The organism is Wolbachia endosymbiont (group B) of Gerris lacustris (assembly GCF_964028355.1).
In the GTDB taxonomy this organism is placed as follows: Bacteria; Pseudomonadota; Alphaproteobacteria; order Rickettsiales; family Anaplasmataceae; genus Wolbachia.
This window is the reverse complement of record NZ_OZ034761.1, coordinates 490,594-507,050: the sequence shown is the minus strand read 5'-3', so window position 1 is coordinate 507,050 and position 16,457 is coordinate 490,594. Positions and strand designations below refer to the sequence as shown.

Annotated in this window: 12 protein-coding genes and 1 pseudogene; 5 read left to right on the top strand and 8 right to left on the bottom strand. The window is 34.9% G+C overall.

All coding sequences use genetic code 11. The annotated features are described in order from the left end of the window. Positions 1 to 118 precede the first annotated feature (118 nt). The gene (locus ABWU62_RS02535; protein ID WP_353287422.1) at positions 119 to 706 is read right to left on the bottom strand and encodes a hypothetical protein; all 588 of its coding nucleotides are present in this window, start codon (positions 704 to 706) and stop codon (positions 119 to 121) included. Here ABWU62_RS02535 and ABWU62_RS02530 point away from each other — a divergent pair. Further along, positions 700 to 1,705 (top strand): IS630 family transposase gene (locus ABWU62_RS02530; RefSeq protein ID WP_353287151.1). Its coding sequence is split into 2 segments (ribosomal slippage): positions 700 to 1,161 and positions 1,163 to 1,705, totalling 1,005 coding nucleotides; the frame shifts between segments, so codons are not numbered across the junction. The two genes, ABWU62_RS02535 and ABWU62_RS02530, sit on opposite strands and share 7 nt — an antisense overlap. Positions 1,706 to 1,797: 92 nt before the next feature. Here the strand turns inward: ABWU62_RS02530 and ABWU62_RS02525 are convergent. Continuing rightward, the gene (locus tag ABWU62_RS02525; RefSeq protein ID WP_353287421.1) at positions 1,798 to 2,607 is read right to left on the bottom strand and encodes an ankyrin repeat domain-containing protein; all 810 of its coding nucleotides are present in this window, start codon (positions 2,605 to 2,607) and stop codon (positions 1,798 to 1,800) included. A gap of 123 nt (positions 2,608 to 2,730) precedes the next feature. Next, positions 2,731 to 5,040: a primosomal protein N' gene (priA, locus tag ABWU62_RS02520; protein WP_353287420.1), complete on the bottom strand. Its 2,310-nt coding sequence runs from the start codon at positions 5,038 to 5,040 to the stop codon at positions 2,731 to 2,733. A 98-nt stretch (positions 5,041 to 5,138) separates the two neighbouring features. On the opposite strand from priA, the gene ABWU62_RS02515 reads away from it, so the two are divergent. Together ABWU62_RS02515 and ABWU62_RS02510 are read left to right on the top strand one after the other, a co-directional pair. After that, a complete protein-coding gene (locus ABWU62_RS02515; RefSeq protein ID WP_353287419.1) occupies positions 5,139 to 6,116 on the top strand; it encodes a hypothetical protein in 978 nt (325 codons plus the stop codon). A gap of 9 nt (positions 6,117 to 6,125) precedes the next feature. After that, positions 6,126 to 9,440 (top strand): ankyrin repeat domain-containing protein, encoded by a 3,315-nt coding sequence (locus tag ABWU62_RS02510; protein ID WP_353287418.1) that lies wholly within the window; start codon positions 6,126 to 6,128, stop codon positions 9,438 to 9,440. Between the two features lie 222 nt (positions 9,441 to 9,662). On the opposite strand, the pseudogene ABWU62_RS02505 reads toward ABWU62_RS02510, so the two are convergent. The 5 genes and pseudogenes from ABWU62_RS02505 to acpP form a co-directional block, all read right to left on the bottom strand. After that, positions 9,663 to 10,414, bottom strand: a pseudogene (locus ABWU62_RS02505) (IS5 family transposase). A 335-nt stretch (positions 10,415 to 10,749) separates the two neighbouring features. Continuing rightward, on the bottom strand, positions 10,750 to 11,589 hold the full coding sequence (gene thyX, locus ABWU62_RS02500) for an FAD-dependent thymidylate synthase (RefSeq protein ID WP_353287417.1): 840 nt from the start codon (positions 11,587 to 11,589) through the stop codon (positions 10,750 to 10,752). Further along, complete coding sequence (murA, locus tag ABWU62_RS02495) at positions 11,582 to 12,868, bottom strand: UDP-N-acetylglucosamine 1-carboxyvinyltransferase (RefSeq protein ID WP_353287416.1); 1,287 nt, start codon at positions 12,866 to 12,868, stop codon at positions 11,582 to 11,584. Before murA ends, thyX begins: the two co-directional genes overlap by 8 nt. A gap of 237 nt (positions 12,869 to 13,105) precedes the next feature. Further along, entirely contained in the window at positions 13,106 to 14,377 is a 1,272-nt protein-coding gene (gene fabF / locus ABWU62_RS02490; protein WP_353287415.1) for a beta-ketoacyl-ACP synthase II, read from the bottom strand. A gap of 6 nt (positions 14,378 to 14,383) precedes the next feature. Further along, complete coding sequence (acpP, locus tag ABWU62_RS02485; RefSeq protein ID WP_353287414.1) at positions 14,384 to 14,644, bottom strand: acyl carrier protein; 261 nt, start codon at positions 14,642 to 14,644, stop codon at positions 14,384 to 14,386. A gap of 127 nt (positions 14,645 to 14,771) precedes the next feature. On the opposite strand from acpP, the gene ABWU62_RS02480 reads away from it, so the two are divergent. Both ABWU62_RS02480 and ABWU62_RS02475 read left to right on the top strand, forming a co-directional pair. After that, positions 14,772 to 15,581, top strand: a complete 810-nt coding sequence (locus ABWU62_RS02480; protein ID WP_353287413.1) for a polyprenyl synthetase family protein — start codon at positions 14,772 to 14,774, stop codon at positions 15,579 to 15,581. Further along, positions 15,574 to 16,443, top strand: coding sequence for an FKBP-type peptidyl-prolyl cis-trans isomerase (locus ABWU62_RS02475; protein WP_353287412.1), 870 nt, complete (start codon positions 15,574 to 15,576; stop codon positions 16,441 to 16,443). Before ABWU62_RS02480 ends, ABWU62_RS02475 begins: the two co-directional genes overlap by 8 nt. The last annotated feature ends 14 nt before the right edge of the window (positions 16,444 to 16,457 follow it).

Sequence of the window (16,457 nt, the reverse complement as noted above, 5' to 3'; positions counted from 1 at the left end):
AGTGCATAAAATGATAACATCAAACCTTTCGTAAAGAAAGCAGTAAGTCTTTATCTTGATTAGCTATAGAAAAATTTTTCCACTTTTCTCAGAAATTGTCTTGAAAAAAGTAATGTAATCATAATCTACTGTAACCCAACTCTGATTCAGGTGTAACTGAAATTATCTCAGACATTTGAGTATTTGTTCTAGTATTTCTTTTTTGAAAATGACGCAATTTATTTTTCAACATATTTCTTTCTTCTACATAACTGTCTGACTCTTTATTCAAACTAGAATTTTTTTCTTCACACTTGGAAAGCGTTATATCGATAAAATGATTCACAAGGAATACTACACCCATAGTGTCGAAGAGAAATCCAAGAATACGATATAACATATTTTCACTCGCTTCTTTATTTTCTGTGTCATAAGTATTTTTATACATTCTAAAACAAGAGCCGGAGGCTGCTAAGATTGCAGCAACAGATTTTGTTATAAACAGAAAAGACTTAGTTGGCGCTAATTTTTTATTACTATCTTCTAATTTTATACGCAACTTACTAATTTTACTACTATAGTGCTCAATAAACAATTCTATTGCCTCTTTGTTATTGGCATAATTATATGCTTTGTAATACCAATTCCCGCTATACAAGCAACGAATAGACAATAATGGAAAAAAAGCCATACTGGAGTAAGTAAAATAGCGAGGTTTAGATGGCATTAAGATCAAAATTATTGGATGAAAAAGTGGTGGAATCAGCAAAAGAGATGCTGAAGAAAGTAAGAAATAATGCGTATGTTGCAAAAAAACTAAATGCTGTAATTGCAGCAAAAAAGCACAGTATAACAGCTGTAGCAAAAATATGTTGCATTTCGAGAAAGGCAATTACTACATGGATAAAGCACATAAAATTTGGAAGAGAAGAAAAATTATTTTCTCCACCTCAATGCCGTAGAAAAACTATATTGAACCAAAGTCAACTTGAACAAATTGAGGTGTGGATAGAGGAAAACCCCAATATTACTATTAGAGAAATGAGAATAAGAATCCAAGAAAGATTTGGTTTGAATATCAGCAAATCCACAATACATCGTAATATGCAAAGAATGAAATTCTCATATATCACACCAAGACCAGTTCATAGTGGACAGGATAAAAATAAGCAAGAGGAGTTTAAAAAAAAACCTCAATGAAACTATTGTCATGCATTCTGAAAAAGAGCTATTTTTCTTCGATGAATCACGGTTTGGTACACATTCAAAAGTTGGACATGGGTGGTTTAAAAAAGGCAGTAGGACACAGGTTAAGGTAAAATTAGGTAGGGAAAATTTTTATCTCTATAGTGCAGTTAATCCCAGAAATGGAGAGAATTTTAGCTTATTTGCACCAAACGTCAACACTGCTTGTATAAATATATTCCTTGAACAGATGTCGCAATATTTAGGAATACGAAAGGCTTTTCTCGTGATGGATTGCGCTAGTTGGCATAAGTCAAAAAGTTTAAAGATACCTAAAAATATCGAAATTATATACCTACCACCATACTCACCTGACCTCAATCCTGTTGAGAGGTTTTGGTTATATATAAAACAGAACATTTTGCGCAATAAAATCTACGATACAATTGTTCTGCTTGAGAGCGCTTTGTGTAAATTTATTACCTCTCTTTCCCCTTCCACGGTTAAACAACTCTGCAATGCTTCTTATTTGGTTCATTAATAATGAGAGTTGGTATTAGCACCAACCTGGATCCCAGTGTCAAGCACTGGCCTGATTATGCAAGAAATCTAATGTTAAAAAACTTACAGTTATTATTGAGTTTTTAGCATTGCTTCATTTGTATAAGCCTTTTCATGCTTGATGGAAGAGAGTTGAGAATCAACAGCTTCTTCTATGGCTTTAGCCTGTTTATAGTCCTGACTTAGGAAGTATATAGCCAGTCCAATTGCTATTCCAGCAACAAGAGCAGATACTGCGAGTGCGCATAATATAATAGTCATTGAAGGTACTAAAGCACTACCAACACCCAGTCCAATACCGAGAAAAACTCCAGGTATAATTCCAATCAAACCATTACATCTAGCACTTTCTTTTTTCGATTGAGCTTGGTCTTGCATAAATTTAATTAGCACTTTTTTTGTATTTCCTTGAGCTAAATCTAGTGGAATGTTACCTTCTTTATTCTTTAACAAAGGATTTGCACCATATTTCAAAAGGGCTTCTATTGCGTTAGTGTTGTTACTTATAACAGCTTGGTGTAATAATGTACTTTCACTACTTTGATCTCGAAAATTTATCAATTGATAGAAATACTTAGTAGTATCAAGCATATGAACCACCTTATCTAAAATCTTCATCACGCTTTGAAACGATAATTTCTCTTTTTTCTCAGATATTGCACTATCGTGTTCAATACAGTGGTGCAAGATAGGGTATACTATCTTTCCTCCTTCCTTATTGATAAGATCTCCATTTACAGGGATTTTATTTGAAATAGCCAGTGCGAATAACTGCTTGTTAATCACAATTTCCTTATTATCATTAAGATAATTTTGCAATTCTATAACTTTTTTATTATAATCCCTGTCTGGATTATTAATGATTTTAAGCAAAGCAGTCATATTATCTACCTATTGTAATTATATTAACAATATAATAAATTCTAATAAAAGTCAAATTTTTAATTAAAAAATTAGTATAATTTATTAGCAATTCCTACGAATGTCAAATAAATTCAAATAACATCAAAAAAAACTCACAGGATCAACATCTATTGTTACTGCAATGTTTGAACTCAAGTTACAGCAATGTTTCAGCTTTTTCTTTATAGACAGACTGTATTTATTGTGTATTTTGAGTAACACTCTATACCGATATTTATTGTTTAAAAAATTTATTGCTGCTGGAGATGGACCAAAAATTTCAAATTCTTCCAGCGTTAAGTGCTGAGAGGTAGTTGAAGATTGATTATGTAAAAAGCTTGTTAGCTCACTTGCTGCTTTTTGCGTTGCAAATTGATCCTTACCGCAAACTATAAGCGCTATTAATCTACTAAATGGTGGCATTTTAGCTTTGCGTCTTGACTCAAGTTCAATTTCATAAAACAAATCCCTTTTTTGCTGCTGCAATGCTTTTATTATCAAACTTTCAGGATTATTAGTTTGCACTATTACTGTTCCTTTTTCGTTGAATCTTCCCGATCTTCCTGCAACTTGATGCAACAATTGATACGTCTTTTCTGCTGCCCTAAGATCAGAATTTTCAAGTCCTAAATCTGCATTTATCACTCCAACCAAAGTTAATTTAGGGAAATTATGCCCTTTAGCAATTACTTGTGTACCAATTATAATATTCACTTCTTCCTTGAGCACTGAGTCAATGACGCTACCAAGCGACTTCTGATCGCTGCTGATAATTGCAGTTTTCGCATTTGGTAATAGTTTTACTATTTCTTCAACTAACCTCTCAATTCCTACACCATAAAGGAACAGTGACTTCTCACTTTGACAATTCGAGCATTTTTCTGGAAGTTTTGATTGATAAGAACAATGGTGACACAAAAGGACGTTCTTTTTCTTGTGGTAAGTAAGCCATACAGTGCAATTTGAGCAGGAAATTTTATATCCACATTTTTTACAAACTGCAAGTTGCGCATATCCCCGGCGGTTTAGAAAGAGCATAACTTGCTGTTTTTTCTCTATGGTTTGTTTTATCCCTTCGAAAAGTTCATTAGAAATCCATTGCTTATTATTTACTACTTTTATTTGTGGCAACTCTGCACCACCGAATCGTTTAGTCAATTTTACATGATTGTAATTCCCTTTTTTAACATGATAAATTGTTTCAAGCAGCGGAGTGGCGGATGATAAAATAATCGAAATATTTTCGAGCTTGGCTAAGATAATGGCCATATCTCGAGCATTATATATAATCCCCTGTTCTTGTTTAAAGGATGAGTCATGCTCTTCATCGACGATGATTAATTTTAGGTTTTTATAAGGCAAAAAAAGCGCTGACCTTGCCCCAATAATGATCTGTGCACTTCCGTTTGCTATATTGAGCCAATTATTTCGGCGAGCTTTTGGAGTAAGTCCTGAATGCCACTGGGCTATATTACCGGATATCTTACGATTTACCAATTGTGAAGTTAGGACAATTTCTGGCAGAAGGATCAGGACTTGTGCATTACCTCCTTCTGTTGTCATTCCAGTGCTTGGCAAAGGCAGTATGCTAAGTGTTACAGTGGGTTTTGCCTTAAATAAAAAGTTGTCATTCCAGTGTTTAACACTGGAATCCAGAAATTTTGATTCTAAATTTGGTATTGATTTTAAATTAAAATAAATGTTTGTGATGAGATTATATGAAAAACTGGATCTCAGTGTCGGGGCACTGGGATGACAGGAGAAAGAAGCACTGGGATGACAAGAGAAGAGAGCATTGGAATGGCAAGAAAAGTAGGCATTGGGATGAAAGGAGAAGGAAACGCTGGAATGACACCATAGGATGGAGTTACGCCTTTTTGGTAGACAATGTGCGTACATACTATGATTCTTAATCAACTGTGCAATCACAGAGAGATAAACTTCCGTTTTTCCAGACCCGGTTTCACCGTCAAGTAAAGTTACTGAATACTCATTCAAATTACTTATTATTTTATCTCGAGCTACTTGCTGTTCAGGGTTTAATTGGTAATCTATTTCACTTATTTCCTGCTTTTGCTCAGTGCAAACTAACTTATCTATTTGATTTACCTTTAATACTCCTCCCATTGTCACTTTGGCAAGCATACCAATAGGTATTACATTATACTGTGCAACCCACTCTGCAAATTCGATCAGTTTTGGTCTAATACTCGGTAAATCGATCTTTTGTTCAATGCATTTTAATTCTCGATCACTCTTGCCGCTATATCTCCAAACTATTCCAATCAAACGCTTCTTGCCAAACGGCACCACTACGTAATCTCCAATTGAAATTTCAGTATCTTCCTCAATTGCATATGAAAATAGCTGATCAATTGGAAGTGGTAGTAATACGTCAACTGTTCTTGTCATAAGTTAGCGCTGTTTTTAGATACATAAAGAAGCCTTAATGCTTTTTTCATAGTACACAATTTATAATCATAAATATTGGAAATGTGAGGAAATTCTGTATGTTTAGCGATAAGATAGTCCTAGACTTTGAAATAGAAAAAGGTGACCGAATAGATCGTTGTTACTTTTCTGCACGCATCAAACTTACAGATAAGAGCAAAAATCTTTTGCGTGAAAAGCTTGGAAGTACAATTCAGCTTGATAATCTAGATAATTACTTTGATCTTAGTCCTGAAGATTTTTACATTTATTACAACAAATATAGTGGGCACTACGGTATAAATGAGCTGTATGTCAGAGATAATAATGGTAGATATTTAGCTACTAAACTTCCACTTGATCACAACGGATTTTCAATAGAGTTATCACCTGGTGAGACGAATTATGGCTTTTATCCTCTGTATGCAGTCTATAACCCCACTCAATATGACAAAGAGCAGGAAAAGAGCTTTGAAGATAATGGTGAATTGCAGCCATTCGTGTCAAGTGTATTTGATTACTTTCTAAATGGCTTAACCATTCAAGATATGTTTTTGCAAATACAAAATGAGCTTGTTGAAAAAGAAACAAAATTAGAAGAAGACAGAAGAAAAGCAGAGGAAGAATTAAATCAAAAGAATGAAAAGTTAAGAGAATTCACAGAAAATGGTGAGATTAAAACATTTAAAGTAATAAAAGGTCATAGTATTGGGAATGGACGTTCAGCGGCAATTTTGCAGCTTTATGGTGATCTTGATGCAAGTAAGTACTACATAGCAGAGTATGAAGGCAATGAATACTTACATTGCACGAGCTCTGGTTATGACATACTGCTTGACCAGAGCGATTTATTTTTTGTTCTCAATAGAAGCTCTTATCTTGAACTTGAAAGCGGTTTTTACTCAATACCTGCTGGCAGCTATGCTAAATATCTCGATACTAAGAATCGGCTTTTCAGCGATAATCAACTATCTAAGCAGTTATGTAAAAATCAAGTAAGGGATGAATCTATGGTGAACACATTTTTCTCAAAACTTATTTATAGTGAAAATTTTTAAGAGGTGAATATGAAATTTAAAACAAATTCTGAATATGATAAATCAAAAAATTTAGACTTAGATGCTAAAGCCTCTACAGGCTATACTGCTCTACATAAAGCTGTTTTTAGTGGGTGTTTCGATGAGGTCAAACTGTTAATAGATAAAGGCGTTAGAGTGGACGTGCAAGATAAACATGAGCTCACTCCACTTTTTTATGCTGTTATCAACAATGATGAGAAAATGATAAAATTTCTAGTCGAAATAGGTAATGCCGATGTTAACCTGGGTAAATATAATAATCCTCTTGGCATGGCTATTTCACGTGGACGTATGGAATTAGCAGAATATTTGATAGACAAAGGTGCAGATATAAACCGACAAGACAATATCGGCAGAACCTTTCTGCATAAAGCTGCTGAAGGTGGAAATTTAGCTGCAGTGAAATTTTTAGTAGAAAAAGGTGCTAGGCTTGATGTTTTAGATGAATGGAATGATACTCCTCTTCATCTTGCTGCAAATGTAGAAGTCAATAAAGGTCATACAGAAGTAGTAGATTATTTAATAAAAAACGGTGCAGATATAAATCTTACTCATAACTACACTCCGATACACCTAGCTATTACACGTGGAAATTTAGATATGGTGAAATGTCTGATAGATAATGGTGCTGATCTTTATATTAAAAGAGCATGCGATGGTACACCCCTTACTTATGCTAAACAGCAAGGGCAAGTGGAAATAGTAAATTACATGGATAGTGTAATGTCAAACCTTTCACTTAGCAAAACTGTGTCCCTTGATAACACTAATATAAATATCAAGTATGACTTAGCTGCCAATAAGCTAGATACAATAGAAAAAAGCATTAAAGATGCTGTACGAGACTTTAAGGGTGCTTTTAATACCTCTGACCATGATATAAGGATCAATGCTTATGTATTCAACACTCAAAATGAGTTTAAAGAGTACTTGAAAAAAGTTGGATTCGATGCTGGCGACGGTGTTAATGGCTACACAAGAATGATCGATCTAAATAAGGGAAATGCTGCTGACGTTTATGTCTACCTAGATAGTAAAGGGAATTTAAATCAACATACGTTAAAGCACGAGATAGGGCATGCAATGCACTTTGCAAATCTTGGTCTAAGCTATATCTTGCCAAAAGCAATGCACGAAGCTATTGCTAACTATGTTGCTGGTTTAGAAAATGGCAAGCACATTAATGATCACGGAGATAAAGAAGCTTTAATTGCAATAAAAAATAAGAATCTTAAACTAGATGAGATATTACGTAATGATTATCAAGGAAATCACTACTATTCAGAAGCAGAGCAAGTAGTAAAGTTTCTTGAACATAAACACCCGGACTTAATTGATAATTTACTAAAGAGCCTCTCCACTTATAAGAGATATCATGATAGGGATGAAGGTAAGAAATTAGTTGAGGATTTTTTGACTGAGCTAAAAGGTTATACTCAGGAATTTAAACAGTGGGTCAAAGCTGAGCTGAGTGGTGAACAACATATGGAATATAATGTTGTTGAATCTAACAGTGTTGAAAGTTCAACAAGCCAACAAAGTGCAGGCAAGGGTCTATATGGTTACAGTCCAGTACATAATGTAAGTGGTGATAAAATCAAGATAGAAAGTATCAGTAGAAAAGATACTATGCAACTTGCTAAAAAAGCGAGTGCAGACGAACAAGGAAAAGCTGTTACAACAAAAGTTATGAAGTATAATAAACAGCCTTTCTTAAAGGTGAATATTGACGACAATAATGTAGGAAACACAGACGAGATAAATAAGATAACAGGTGCGACGAGTTTACATTCTGCTGCTTCATTGGGAGATTTAAGCAAAGTAACAACGCTTCTAAAGCACAATGCATATATTGATGCAAGAGACCATAATGGACAAACACCACTACATTGTTCCATTCAGTCAGGAAATACGGAGGTAGCAAAATATCTTATTGATCATGGAGCAAATCTTAATGTTCAGGACAATTATTATCAGAAAACTAATACTAAATATGTCTATTACAAGACACCTTTACACTATGCTATTGAATCTGGCAACACAGAGATAGCTAAATATCTAATAGATCGTGGTGCAAATCCTAATATTCAAGATGCTTATTCTAAAACGCCATTATACAGCGCTATTTATTCAGGTAATACAGAAATAGTGAACTATCTATTAGATCATAACGCAGATCCTAATAGTCAAAGTTATTATACTTTTCCATTACTTGTTGCTGTTAAGCTAGGGCATGCGGAAATAGTTAAGAGTTTAGTTGAGCATGGTGCAATCAACAATACATCAGCTCAAACGCTGCTGCACTATGCAATTGAGCTAAAACACACGGAAATTGCTAAATACTTAATAGATCGTGGTATAGATATTGATACCCGTGATATTAGCTCTGGTAAATCTCCGCTATATTTTGCCATGCATATGAAAAATATGGAAGTAGTTAAATATCTTATAGACCACAATGCGAATATTGATGTTCCGGATAGCTACGGCTTAACACCTTTGCACCTTGCTGTTGATCTTGGGAATAAGGAGATGATAGAGCAGTTAGTTAAAAAAGGTGCGAATATTAATGCTCAGGACAATGATGGCTGGACACCGCTGATTCATGCAGTGAGGCATGGACAGTTAGATACAATAGAATATCTAATAAAAAACAAAGCTGATGTTGACGTTGTAGGCAAAGATGGCAGGACACTTGTTGAACATGCTGAGTTATGGGCAGAAGAGAAAGGGCTAGCAAGAGATGTAATAGATAGCAAAGGTGATAATGATTCTTATTATCATCAGCTTTCAAAAGAAGCTGCAACTTGGGAAAAAGCTGGAAAGGACATGCTTAGCTATCTCGAAAAAATTACTATGCAAGAGAACGATATAGACCAAATGCCAGCAGATCAACCTGCAAATGGAGAGAGGAATAAAAGGTCGCTAATAGAAGACGAAGAGAAGCAAGAGGAAACAATTGTTATAGATGATATGAAAGAAGAATCACAATATCCTTTAAAAATCAAGGTAGGTGAAGCTATTGGAGATGGTAAATATAAGGCGGTGCTGCAAGCTCAAGGTCAAGACATAGATAATTTTTATCAAAACTTAAGTAGTCAGTATACTGCTGGGAAATACAATTATAATCAAATGATAGCTCTGTATAATAAAGTTTATGTGCAAGATTCCAAGCTTGATGGAAAGCCGATCACTCTTTCTGAAGCTTATGTTACAAATGATCATCTGTTTATTAAAAATCAAGATTTTGGAATTTTGAATGATTTTAATGAGATGTTCTATAAAAGTGATGAGTTTATGTAACATAAAAGGTGGATGAGAATTAATTGATATAGGAAATTAGGGTTTTTGCATGATCTTCTATCATCCCAGTCAGAAAGGTGTAATCCCAGTGCTTGACACTGGGATCCATTCTTTTTTTACTAGATTCCAGCACCAAGTGCTGGAATGACACCATCTACTACTAAAATTGCCTACAAATTGCAACAGTTGTGCGCTTGACTACTAGGCTCTGTGGACAAAATTTTAAAGAAGCCATACAAGAGCCGCAACAAAATTTAGAAAACCCATAAAAACCTCAGCCGTTTTATCGAATCTGGAAAAATACGCCTAAAATTTTTAATTTTACCGAAAAAGCACTCAATCAAATGACGTTCTTTATAAATATGCTCATCATAATACCTCTGCACTTTTCGGTTACGCTTCGGAGGAATAACTGCTGTACATCTTTTGCTCTCAAGACTTGCAACAAAAGCGTTGCTATCATAGCCTTTATCAGCCACTACAGTAGTATTGTAAATGCTTTCAGTTAGTGTTGCTGCTTGTGTAATCTCATTTCTTTGACCAGCAGTTAGGGTAAATTTAAGCGGATTTCCGAGTGCATCAACAACTGCATGTATCTTGGTTGTAAAGCCTCCTTTGCTTCGCCCTAAAGCCTCTTGCTCTTTGGAATTTTTTGTATAGCCAGCTGAACATGGATGGACTCTAACGATTGTACCATCGATTATGGCAACTTCTAAATCTGGTTCTTGTTTAGCATACTCGAGTAACTTTGCCCAAACATCTTTTTCACACCATCTTTTAAACCGCTTATGTATACTTCTGTAATTACCATAAATCTGTGGCAAAAGCCGCCACTGGCAGCCACTTCGTGCCATATACCACACTGCTTCTGTGAATATTCTTAGACGTTTTTCGTCTTTGCTATGCATTCCTTTTATGCCTTTTATAAACTCTAAAATTTGTTTCCAATTTCTTTCTTTTATATAATATTTCACTTGGTAGTTTCTCCACTTTTATATCCACTTGGTTAAACTACCACTTTTTTCTTCTCTTCCTTGTTTTTTGTCCACAGAGCCTAGAGTTTGAAAAGGAAGATGTCATCCCAGTGCCCAGACACTGGGATCCAGTTTTTCATATAATCTCATCACAAACGTTTTAAGACCAACACCCAATTTAGAATCAAAATGCCTGGATTCCAGTATCAAGTACTGGAATGACACCGTTTACTATGGAAATTGCCAAAATGTTCGTGCAGCTGTGACTGGTTTGGGTTTTGTACAGCTATCCTGCAAACGCTATGTAAATAACAACTATACATTTATCTTCAAGATTATTTACCGAGTATAGACATCAGCTCATCCCATTCTCTTTTACCCATGCCAATTTCTTCTCTAGTAATATTTTCTCCTTTAATTAGCTTGCGAATTATTTCAAGACCAGTTTTTGAAATGCAGGATGATTTTAGCGAGTATTCAACAAAAGCATTATAGGCTAGCGGAACCCATTTCTTTATTATATCCAACATAACTTCTGCATAGACTCTAATTTCATATTGGGCATGCTTATCAGCTCTGAGCTTTAGAAAATGAAGAAGGTTGTGAAGATCTATCTTCCAATAAAACTGGGTATAGTAATTAAGTGTTAGATTAGTTCGGGAAATTTCCCTTGCAAGGCCCTGCTCAATAAATTTCTCATAATGAGAGTATACCAAATTAGAATCATTTATCAGAGAGTCTATTATTTCTTTTGAAGTACTTGAGTCAAAAGCTTCACCACTGCCTTGTTTATTATTATCAGATTGTTTTGCAACTTGTTCTGATTTTGGTATATAAAATTCATTATCAAGTATCGAATACCTTCCAGAATATTCATTCACATTTGCAGTTCTGTGTCTTATCCATTGTCTTGCAACAAAAATTGGAAGTTTCACGTGAAACTTAATTTCACACATTTCAAATGGAGTTGTATGATGATGTCTCATCAAATATTTTATAAGCGCTTCATCTTGATTTATCTGTTTCGTTCCCTTTCCATAAGAAACGCGAGCAGCTTGAACTATAGCGCTATCAGAGCCCATATAATCAATTACTCGAACAAATCCATGATCTAATACCTTATGTTCTTCGTATAGAATTTCATCTATCTCTTTTACTGTAGTTCGCTTATTCATAATATGTCCTCAAGGAGATATCAGCTCCACACGAATTGAGTTTTTCGTCCATCGCTTCATAGCCTCTCCATAAATGATGTGAGTTATTTATTGTAGTTTCTCCTCTAGCCACCAAAGAAGCAAGAATTAAAGCTGCTGTTGACCTTAAGTCATTAGCATGCAGATTAGCTCCAGATAGGCTCTTTGTTCCACTTATAGTAGCTTTACTTTTTTCGATGCTAATATTAGCACCTAATTTTCTTAGCTCATTTGCATGTGCAAATCTATTTTCAAAAACATTTTCTTCAATTACTGATATTCCATCTGCAATTGACATAGCAGACATTAGTTGTGGTTGCATATCACTGGGAAAATTAGGATATGGATTTGTTGTAACGTGAGTAGATTTAATAGAGCCATTTTTTCTAGAAATAATAATACCATCGTCACATAACTCAATTCCGGCTCCTATAGTCTTCAATTCATTTGCAATACATTCTATATCAGACAAACTTACTCCTTCTAACTTTAGCTCGCCGCCGGTAATGACAGCAGCCAAAGCATAAGTACCGGCCTCTATGCGATCTGGTATTATTTTATGCTCACACCCATTTAATGCTTCAACACCTTCTATTGTGATTTTTGTGTTATTAACTTCAATATTGGCATCCATACTCTTCAGAAACTCTATTAAATCAAGAACTTCCGGCTCGATTGCCGCATTGTTTATTATTGTTACTCCCTCTGCAAGTGTTGCTGCCATTATTATATTTTCTGTTGCACCAACACTCACCTTTTCAAATGTTATTTCTTTACCTTGCAATTTTCTCTTTATTGTTGCAGTTATGTTACAGCCATCAATTTCAATTTTAGCTCCCATTTCTTCGAGCGCCTTGATATGCATATTAACAGGACGTTTTCCAATATTACAACCACCAGGAAACACTGTTGCAATTTTACCAAATCTACTGAGCATTGGACCCAAAATTAAAAAAGATGCTCGCAGTCTGCTTGCAATTTCATGTGATATTAAATGGTTATTGATATTGCTACAGTCAATTTTTAAAGTATGATTTGCTTTATAATCTTTGTTATGTATAAAATTCACTTTTGCACCAAGCTTCTTAAGCAGCTCAGACATCAAATGCACATCAATTAAATCAGGTGCGTTATGCAGAATTACTGAAGAATTACTCAATAAGCTTGCCGCCATTATTGGCAAGATAGCATTCTTTGAACCATTAATCTTGATTTTTCCAATCAAGGGCTTATGGTTACTTCTTACTAATATTTTATGCATTTAATCAAGCGATAGAACTTATCAAGTAAGTATAATAGGTTAGCGGTAAAAGGCAAAATTTTGCTTTTTATTCTTCTGTCATTCCAGTGCTTGACACTGGAACCCAGTTAAGTTGGTAAGCATAAAAGTAGTCATTTTATGTTAAAACACAACATTTTGATGATTATGTAAAGGCTGAATTCCAGTATCAGCTACTCGAATGACATCTTCATAGTCGATTCAAAATAGCATAATTAACTACACCCTTCTAAAAATAAGAGACGCATTAGTGCCACCAAAACCAAATGAATTGGAAAGCGCATATTGAATTTTATGCTCTTGAGCTTTAAGCGGTACAAAATTTAAATCACACCCTTCTGAAGGTTTGTGTAGGTTTAAAGTTGGTGGAACGATTCCATTGTTTAATGCAAGGATACTAAATATTGCTTCAACACTTCCTGCAGCACCAAGCAAATGTCCTATAGAAGATTTAGTCGAGGAAATAGGTATTTTATAGGCATAGTCACCGAATAACTGCTTCATTGCTATTACTTCGATTTTGTCTCCAAGTGGTGTTGAAGTGCCATGTGCATTGATATACCCAATTTGATTTGGGCTGATTTGTGCATTCTTTAAAGCAAGCTCCATTGCCTTAAATGCGCCTCTTCCTTCTGGATGAGGTGCTGTGATGTGGTGTGCATCTCCTGTGAGTCCATATCCAGTGAGTTCTGCATATATTTTTGCTCCTCTTTTTTTTGCATGTTCATATTCTTCCAGCACTAATATACCTGCCCCTTCCCCCATGACAAATCCATCACGTTCTTCATCCCATGGCCTTGAGGCTTCTTCAGGTTTATCATTGAATTTAGTTGATAGCGCCTTCATCGATGCAAAACCTGCAATTCCAACTCTACATAGCGCACTTTCTGCTCCACCTGCAATCATCACATCCGCTTCATCAAGTTTTATAGCTCTTGCTGAGTTTATAATCGCATGCGCACCTGTTGCACATGCAGTTACCGCTGAATCATTTGGACCTATAAATTCGTATTTAATAGAAATATGACCAGATATCAAATTTATTAGACTCGCAGGGACAAAAAATGGGCTAACACGCCTAGGCCCCTTTTCCTGCATGGTAATTACATTTTCTTGAATTAATGGAAGACCACCTATACCAGAACCAATAACTACACCGATTCGCTCTTTATTAATATTTTGATTTTTCAAAATCAGTGAATCTTCTACTGCCTGAACAGCTGCTGCAATTCCGTAGTGAATAAAACGATCTGTTCTTTTTAGGTCTTTTTCAAAAATATAATCTGGCGGATTAAAATAATACTCAGTGTTATCAGATTGCACAGGCACCTGCCCTGCAACCTTACAAGCAAGATCAGAAGAGTTAAACCTATCTATACTAATTGCTTTTATGCCAGATTTACCTTTTATCAGCTTTGACCAAGTGTTATTGACATCTGCTGCTAATGGAGTAATTAAACCAACACCGGTAACTACTACTTTTCTGCTCATTCAACATTAATTGTTTGCTTTGTTTACTACATATTCAACTATCTGTTCCATAGTTTCCATTTTTTGTGCATCTTCATCAGGAATCTCTATACCAAACTCTTCTTCAGCTGCCATAATTATTTCAACTGCATCTAAACTATCTGTGCCATGGTCTGAAAGCTTTGAAGAGCTACCAAATTTCTCTACATCCTTACTGATGTGCTCTAGTATAATCTTCTTTACTTTTTCTTCTATATCTTCCCTAGTGCTTTTTGCCAATTCGCTCATTTCTTACTAAAAAATAACCTATTCTTTGATGTTATAAGAAATTTTGATGTTTGCAATAGCTTTTATGATTATATAGACTATTAAAAACTTCCTATCTCTTAGCACTCGATAGTTAATAAATTTAAAAATGCTAGACGAAACAACAAAAAATTTGCTTGTTGTAGAAGTGAATAAGCTCTTACCTGAAAATAGCGAGAATAAGCTTATATCAGCTATGCGTTATGTGCTTCTTGCTCCTGCAAAACATATACGTTCTTTTTTAGTTATAGCATCTTCGTCGATATTCAACATAAAGGTTGAAAAAGCAATAACAGCAGCAGCAGCAATTGAATTTATTCATGCTTACTCCCTAATTCACGATGATCTGCCATGTATGGATAACAGTGACACCCGCAGAGGCCAGCCAAGCTGCCACAAAAAATTTGGTGAAGCAACAGTAGTACTGGCCGGAGATGCATTACTTACCCTTGCATTTGAAATATTATCATCACTTGATATAGATAGCGATAAGCGCTGCAAAACTATAAAGGTGCTGTCAGAAGCGATAGGGCCTAAAGGCATGGTAGGGGGGCAGGTTTTGGACATTGAGAATCATCATGTAAATTTTGAGAAAATAAAAGAAATCCATTTGATGAAAACTGCAAAACTATTTGCAGCTTCATGCAAAATAGGGGCTATAATAGGTAATGCCACAACCAAAGAGCGGAGAGCGTTATATAACTATGGAATAAATCTAGGGCTTATCTTTCAAGCCAAGGATGATATTGAAGATTACGAGCAGGATAAAACAAACAATTTAATATCTGTGCTTGGCAAAAATGAAATGGAAAACTATATAGATAGTCTCTTTAAACAGGCCTCAGATAATTTAAGTACGCTTTCAGGGAATACTAATGACTTATATGATTTATTGAACCAAGTAAAAAAAGATGGTTAGAAAAATTATATTACAAATATTTATCTCTGTAGTAATGATTCTCACTTTAGCTTCTGCTTTTATAATTACGATTGTTTATATAAACAAAGATAAACCAGAGAAAAGGGAAAAGCTTTACGAAATAAATGCTACACATGGTGGTTTGACACAGATGATAGCAAGTTATTTGGTCAGGCCGATACTTGAATCAGCTCTTGATCGTTATATTGAAAAGCATGGGTTAGCAGAATATTTAGAAGAAATAACACAGCAAAAAGAAGAAGAGATGATAAACTTTTATGAAATTACTGAAGGTAGCGGCAGTAAGGCTTTCTGTGGCCAAGAAGTCCTGCTACAAATGTACAAAATATCCAACAATCTGGCAGCATTACCAAGTCAAGTCTCTGATATTACTCTGAGAATAGGTGAAAAAGAAGTGAGTTTAGGGGTAATAGGTATGAAAGAAGGCGGAGAGCGTGTAGTTACTATTGCTGCTGATGACAACAAAATGAGTTTTAACTCTTATTACATCAAACTGATTGAAGTAAAAGATAAATATCCCGATTCAGTAAATAACCTGATGATTTTTAATGACTTAATTAACAAAACTGGAAAACGAGTAAAATGTGGCGATGAGATATCAGTTCAATATAGCATAAAGAGACATAATGGTGAGTATATAATCAAAGATCAAATAGTGCAGTTTAAGGTTGGTGACAAAAAAATACCACTTGCTATAGAACTTGGAGTTGTGGGAATGAGAGCTGGTAATAAAAGAACAGTTCTTTCTCCACCTGACCTTTTAACTGATGTATTAACAAAAGAAATAGATTTTGATATTGCAATAATTGATTTAAGCTTGAATTCTACTATTGAAAAATAGCTTAAAGAATTACG

Bases quoted from the DNA above. Each gene is read 5' to 3' on its own strand.
- murA (WP_353287416.1), bottom strand. From the start codon at position 12,868: ATGCATAAAATATTAGTAAGAAGTAACCATAAGCCCTTGATTGGAAAA.
- ABWU62_RS02475 (WP_353287412.1), top strand. From the start codon at position 15,574: ATGGTTAGAAAAATTATATTACAAATATTTATCTCTGTAGTAATGATT.
- ABWU62_RS02515 (WP_353287419.1), top strand. From the start codon at position 5,139: ATGTTTAGCGATAAGATAGTCCTAGACTTTGAAATAGAAAAAGGTGAC.
- ABWU62_RS02480 (WP_353287413.1), top strand. From the start codon at position 14,772: ATGCTAGACGAAACAACAAAAAATTTGCTTGTTGTAGAAGTGAATAAG.
- thyX (WP_353287417.1), bottom strand. From the start codon at position 11,589: ATGAATAAGCGAACTACAGTAAAAGAGATAGATGAAATTCTATACGAA.
- ABWU62_RS02525 (WP_353287421.1), bottom strand. From the start codon at position 2,607: ATGACTGCTTTGCTTAAAATCATTAATAATCCAGACAGGGATTATAAT.
- priA (WP_353287420.1), bottom strand. From the start codon at position 5,040: ATGACAAGAACAGTTGACGTATTACTACCACTTCCAATTGATCAGCTA.
- ABWU62_RS02510 (WP_353287418.1), top strand. From the start codon at position 6,126: ATGAAATTTAAAACAAATTCTGAATATGATAAATCAAAAAATTTAGAC.
- fabF (WP_353287415.1), bottom strand. From the start codon at position 14,377: ATGAGCAGAAAAGTAGTAGTTACCGGTGTTGGTTTAATTACTCCATTA.
- acpP (WP_353287414.1), bottom strand. From the start codon at position 14,644: ATGAGCGAATTGGCAAAAAGCACTAGGGAAGATATAGAAGAAAAAGTA.
- ABWU62_RS02535 (WP_353287422.1), bottom strand. From the start codon at position 706: ATGCCATCTAAACCTCGCTATTTTACTTACTCCAGTATGGCTTTTTTT.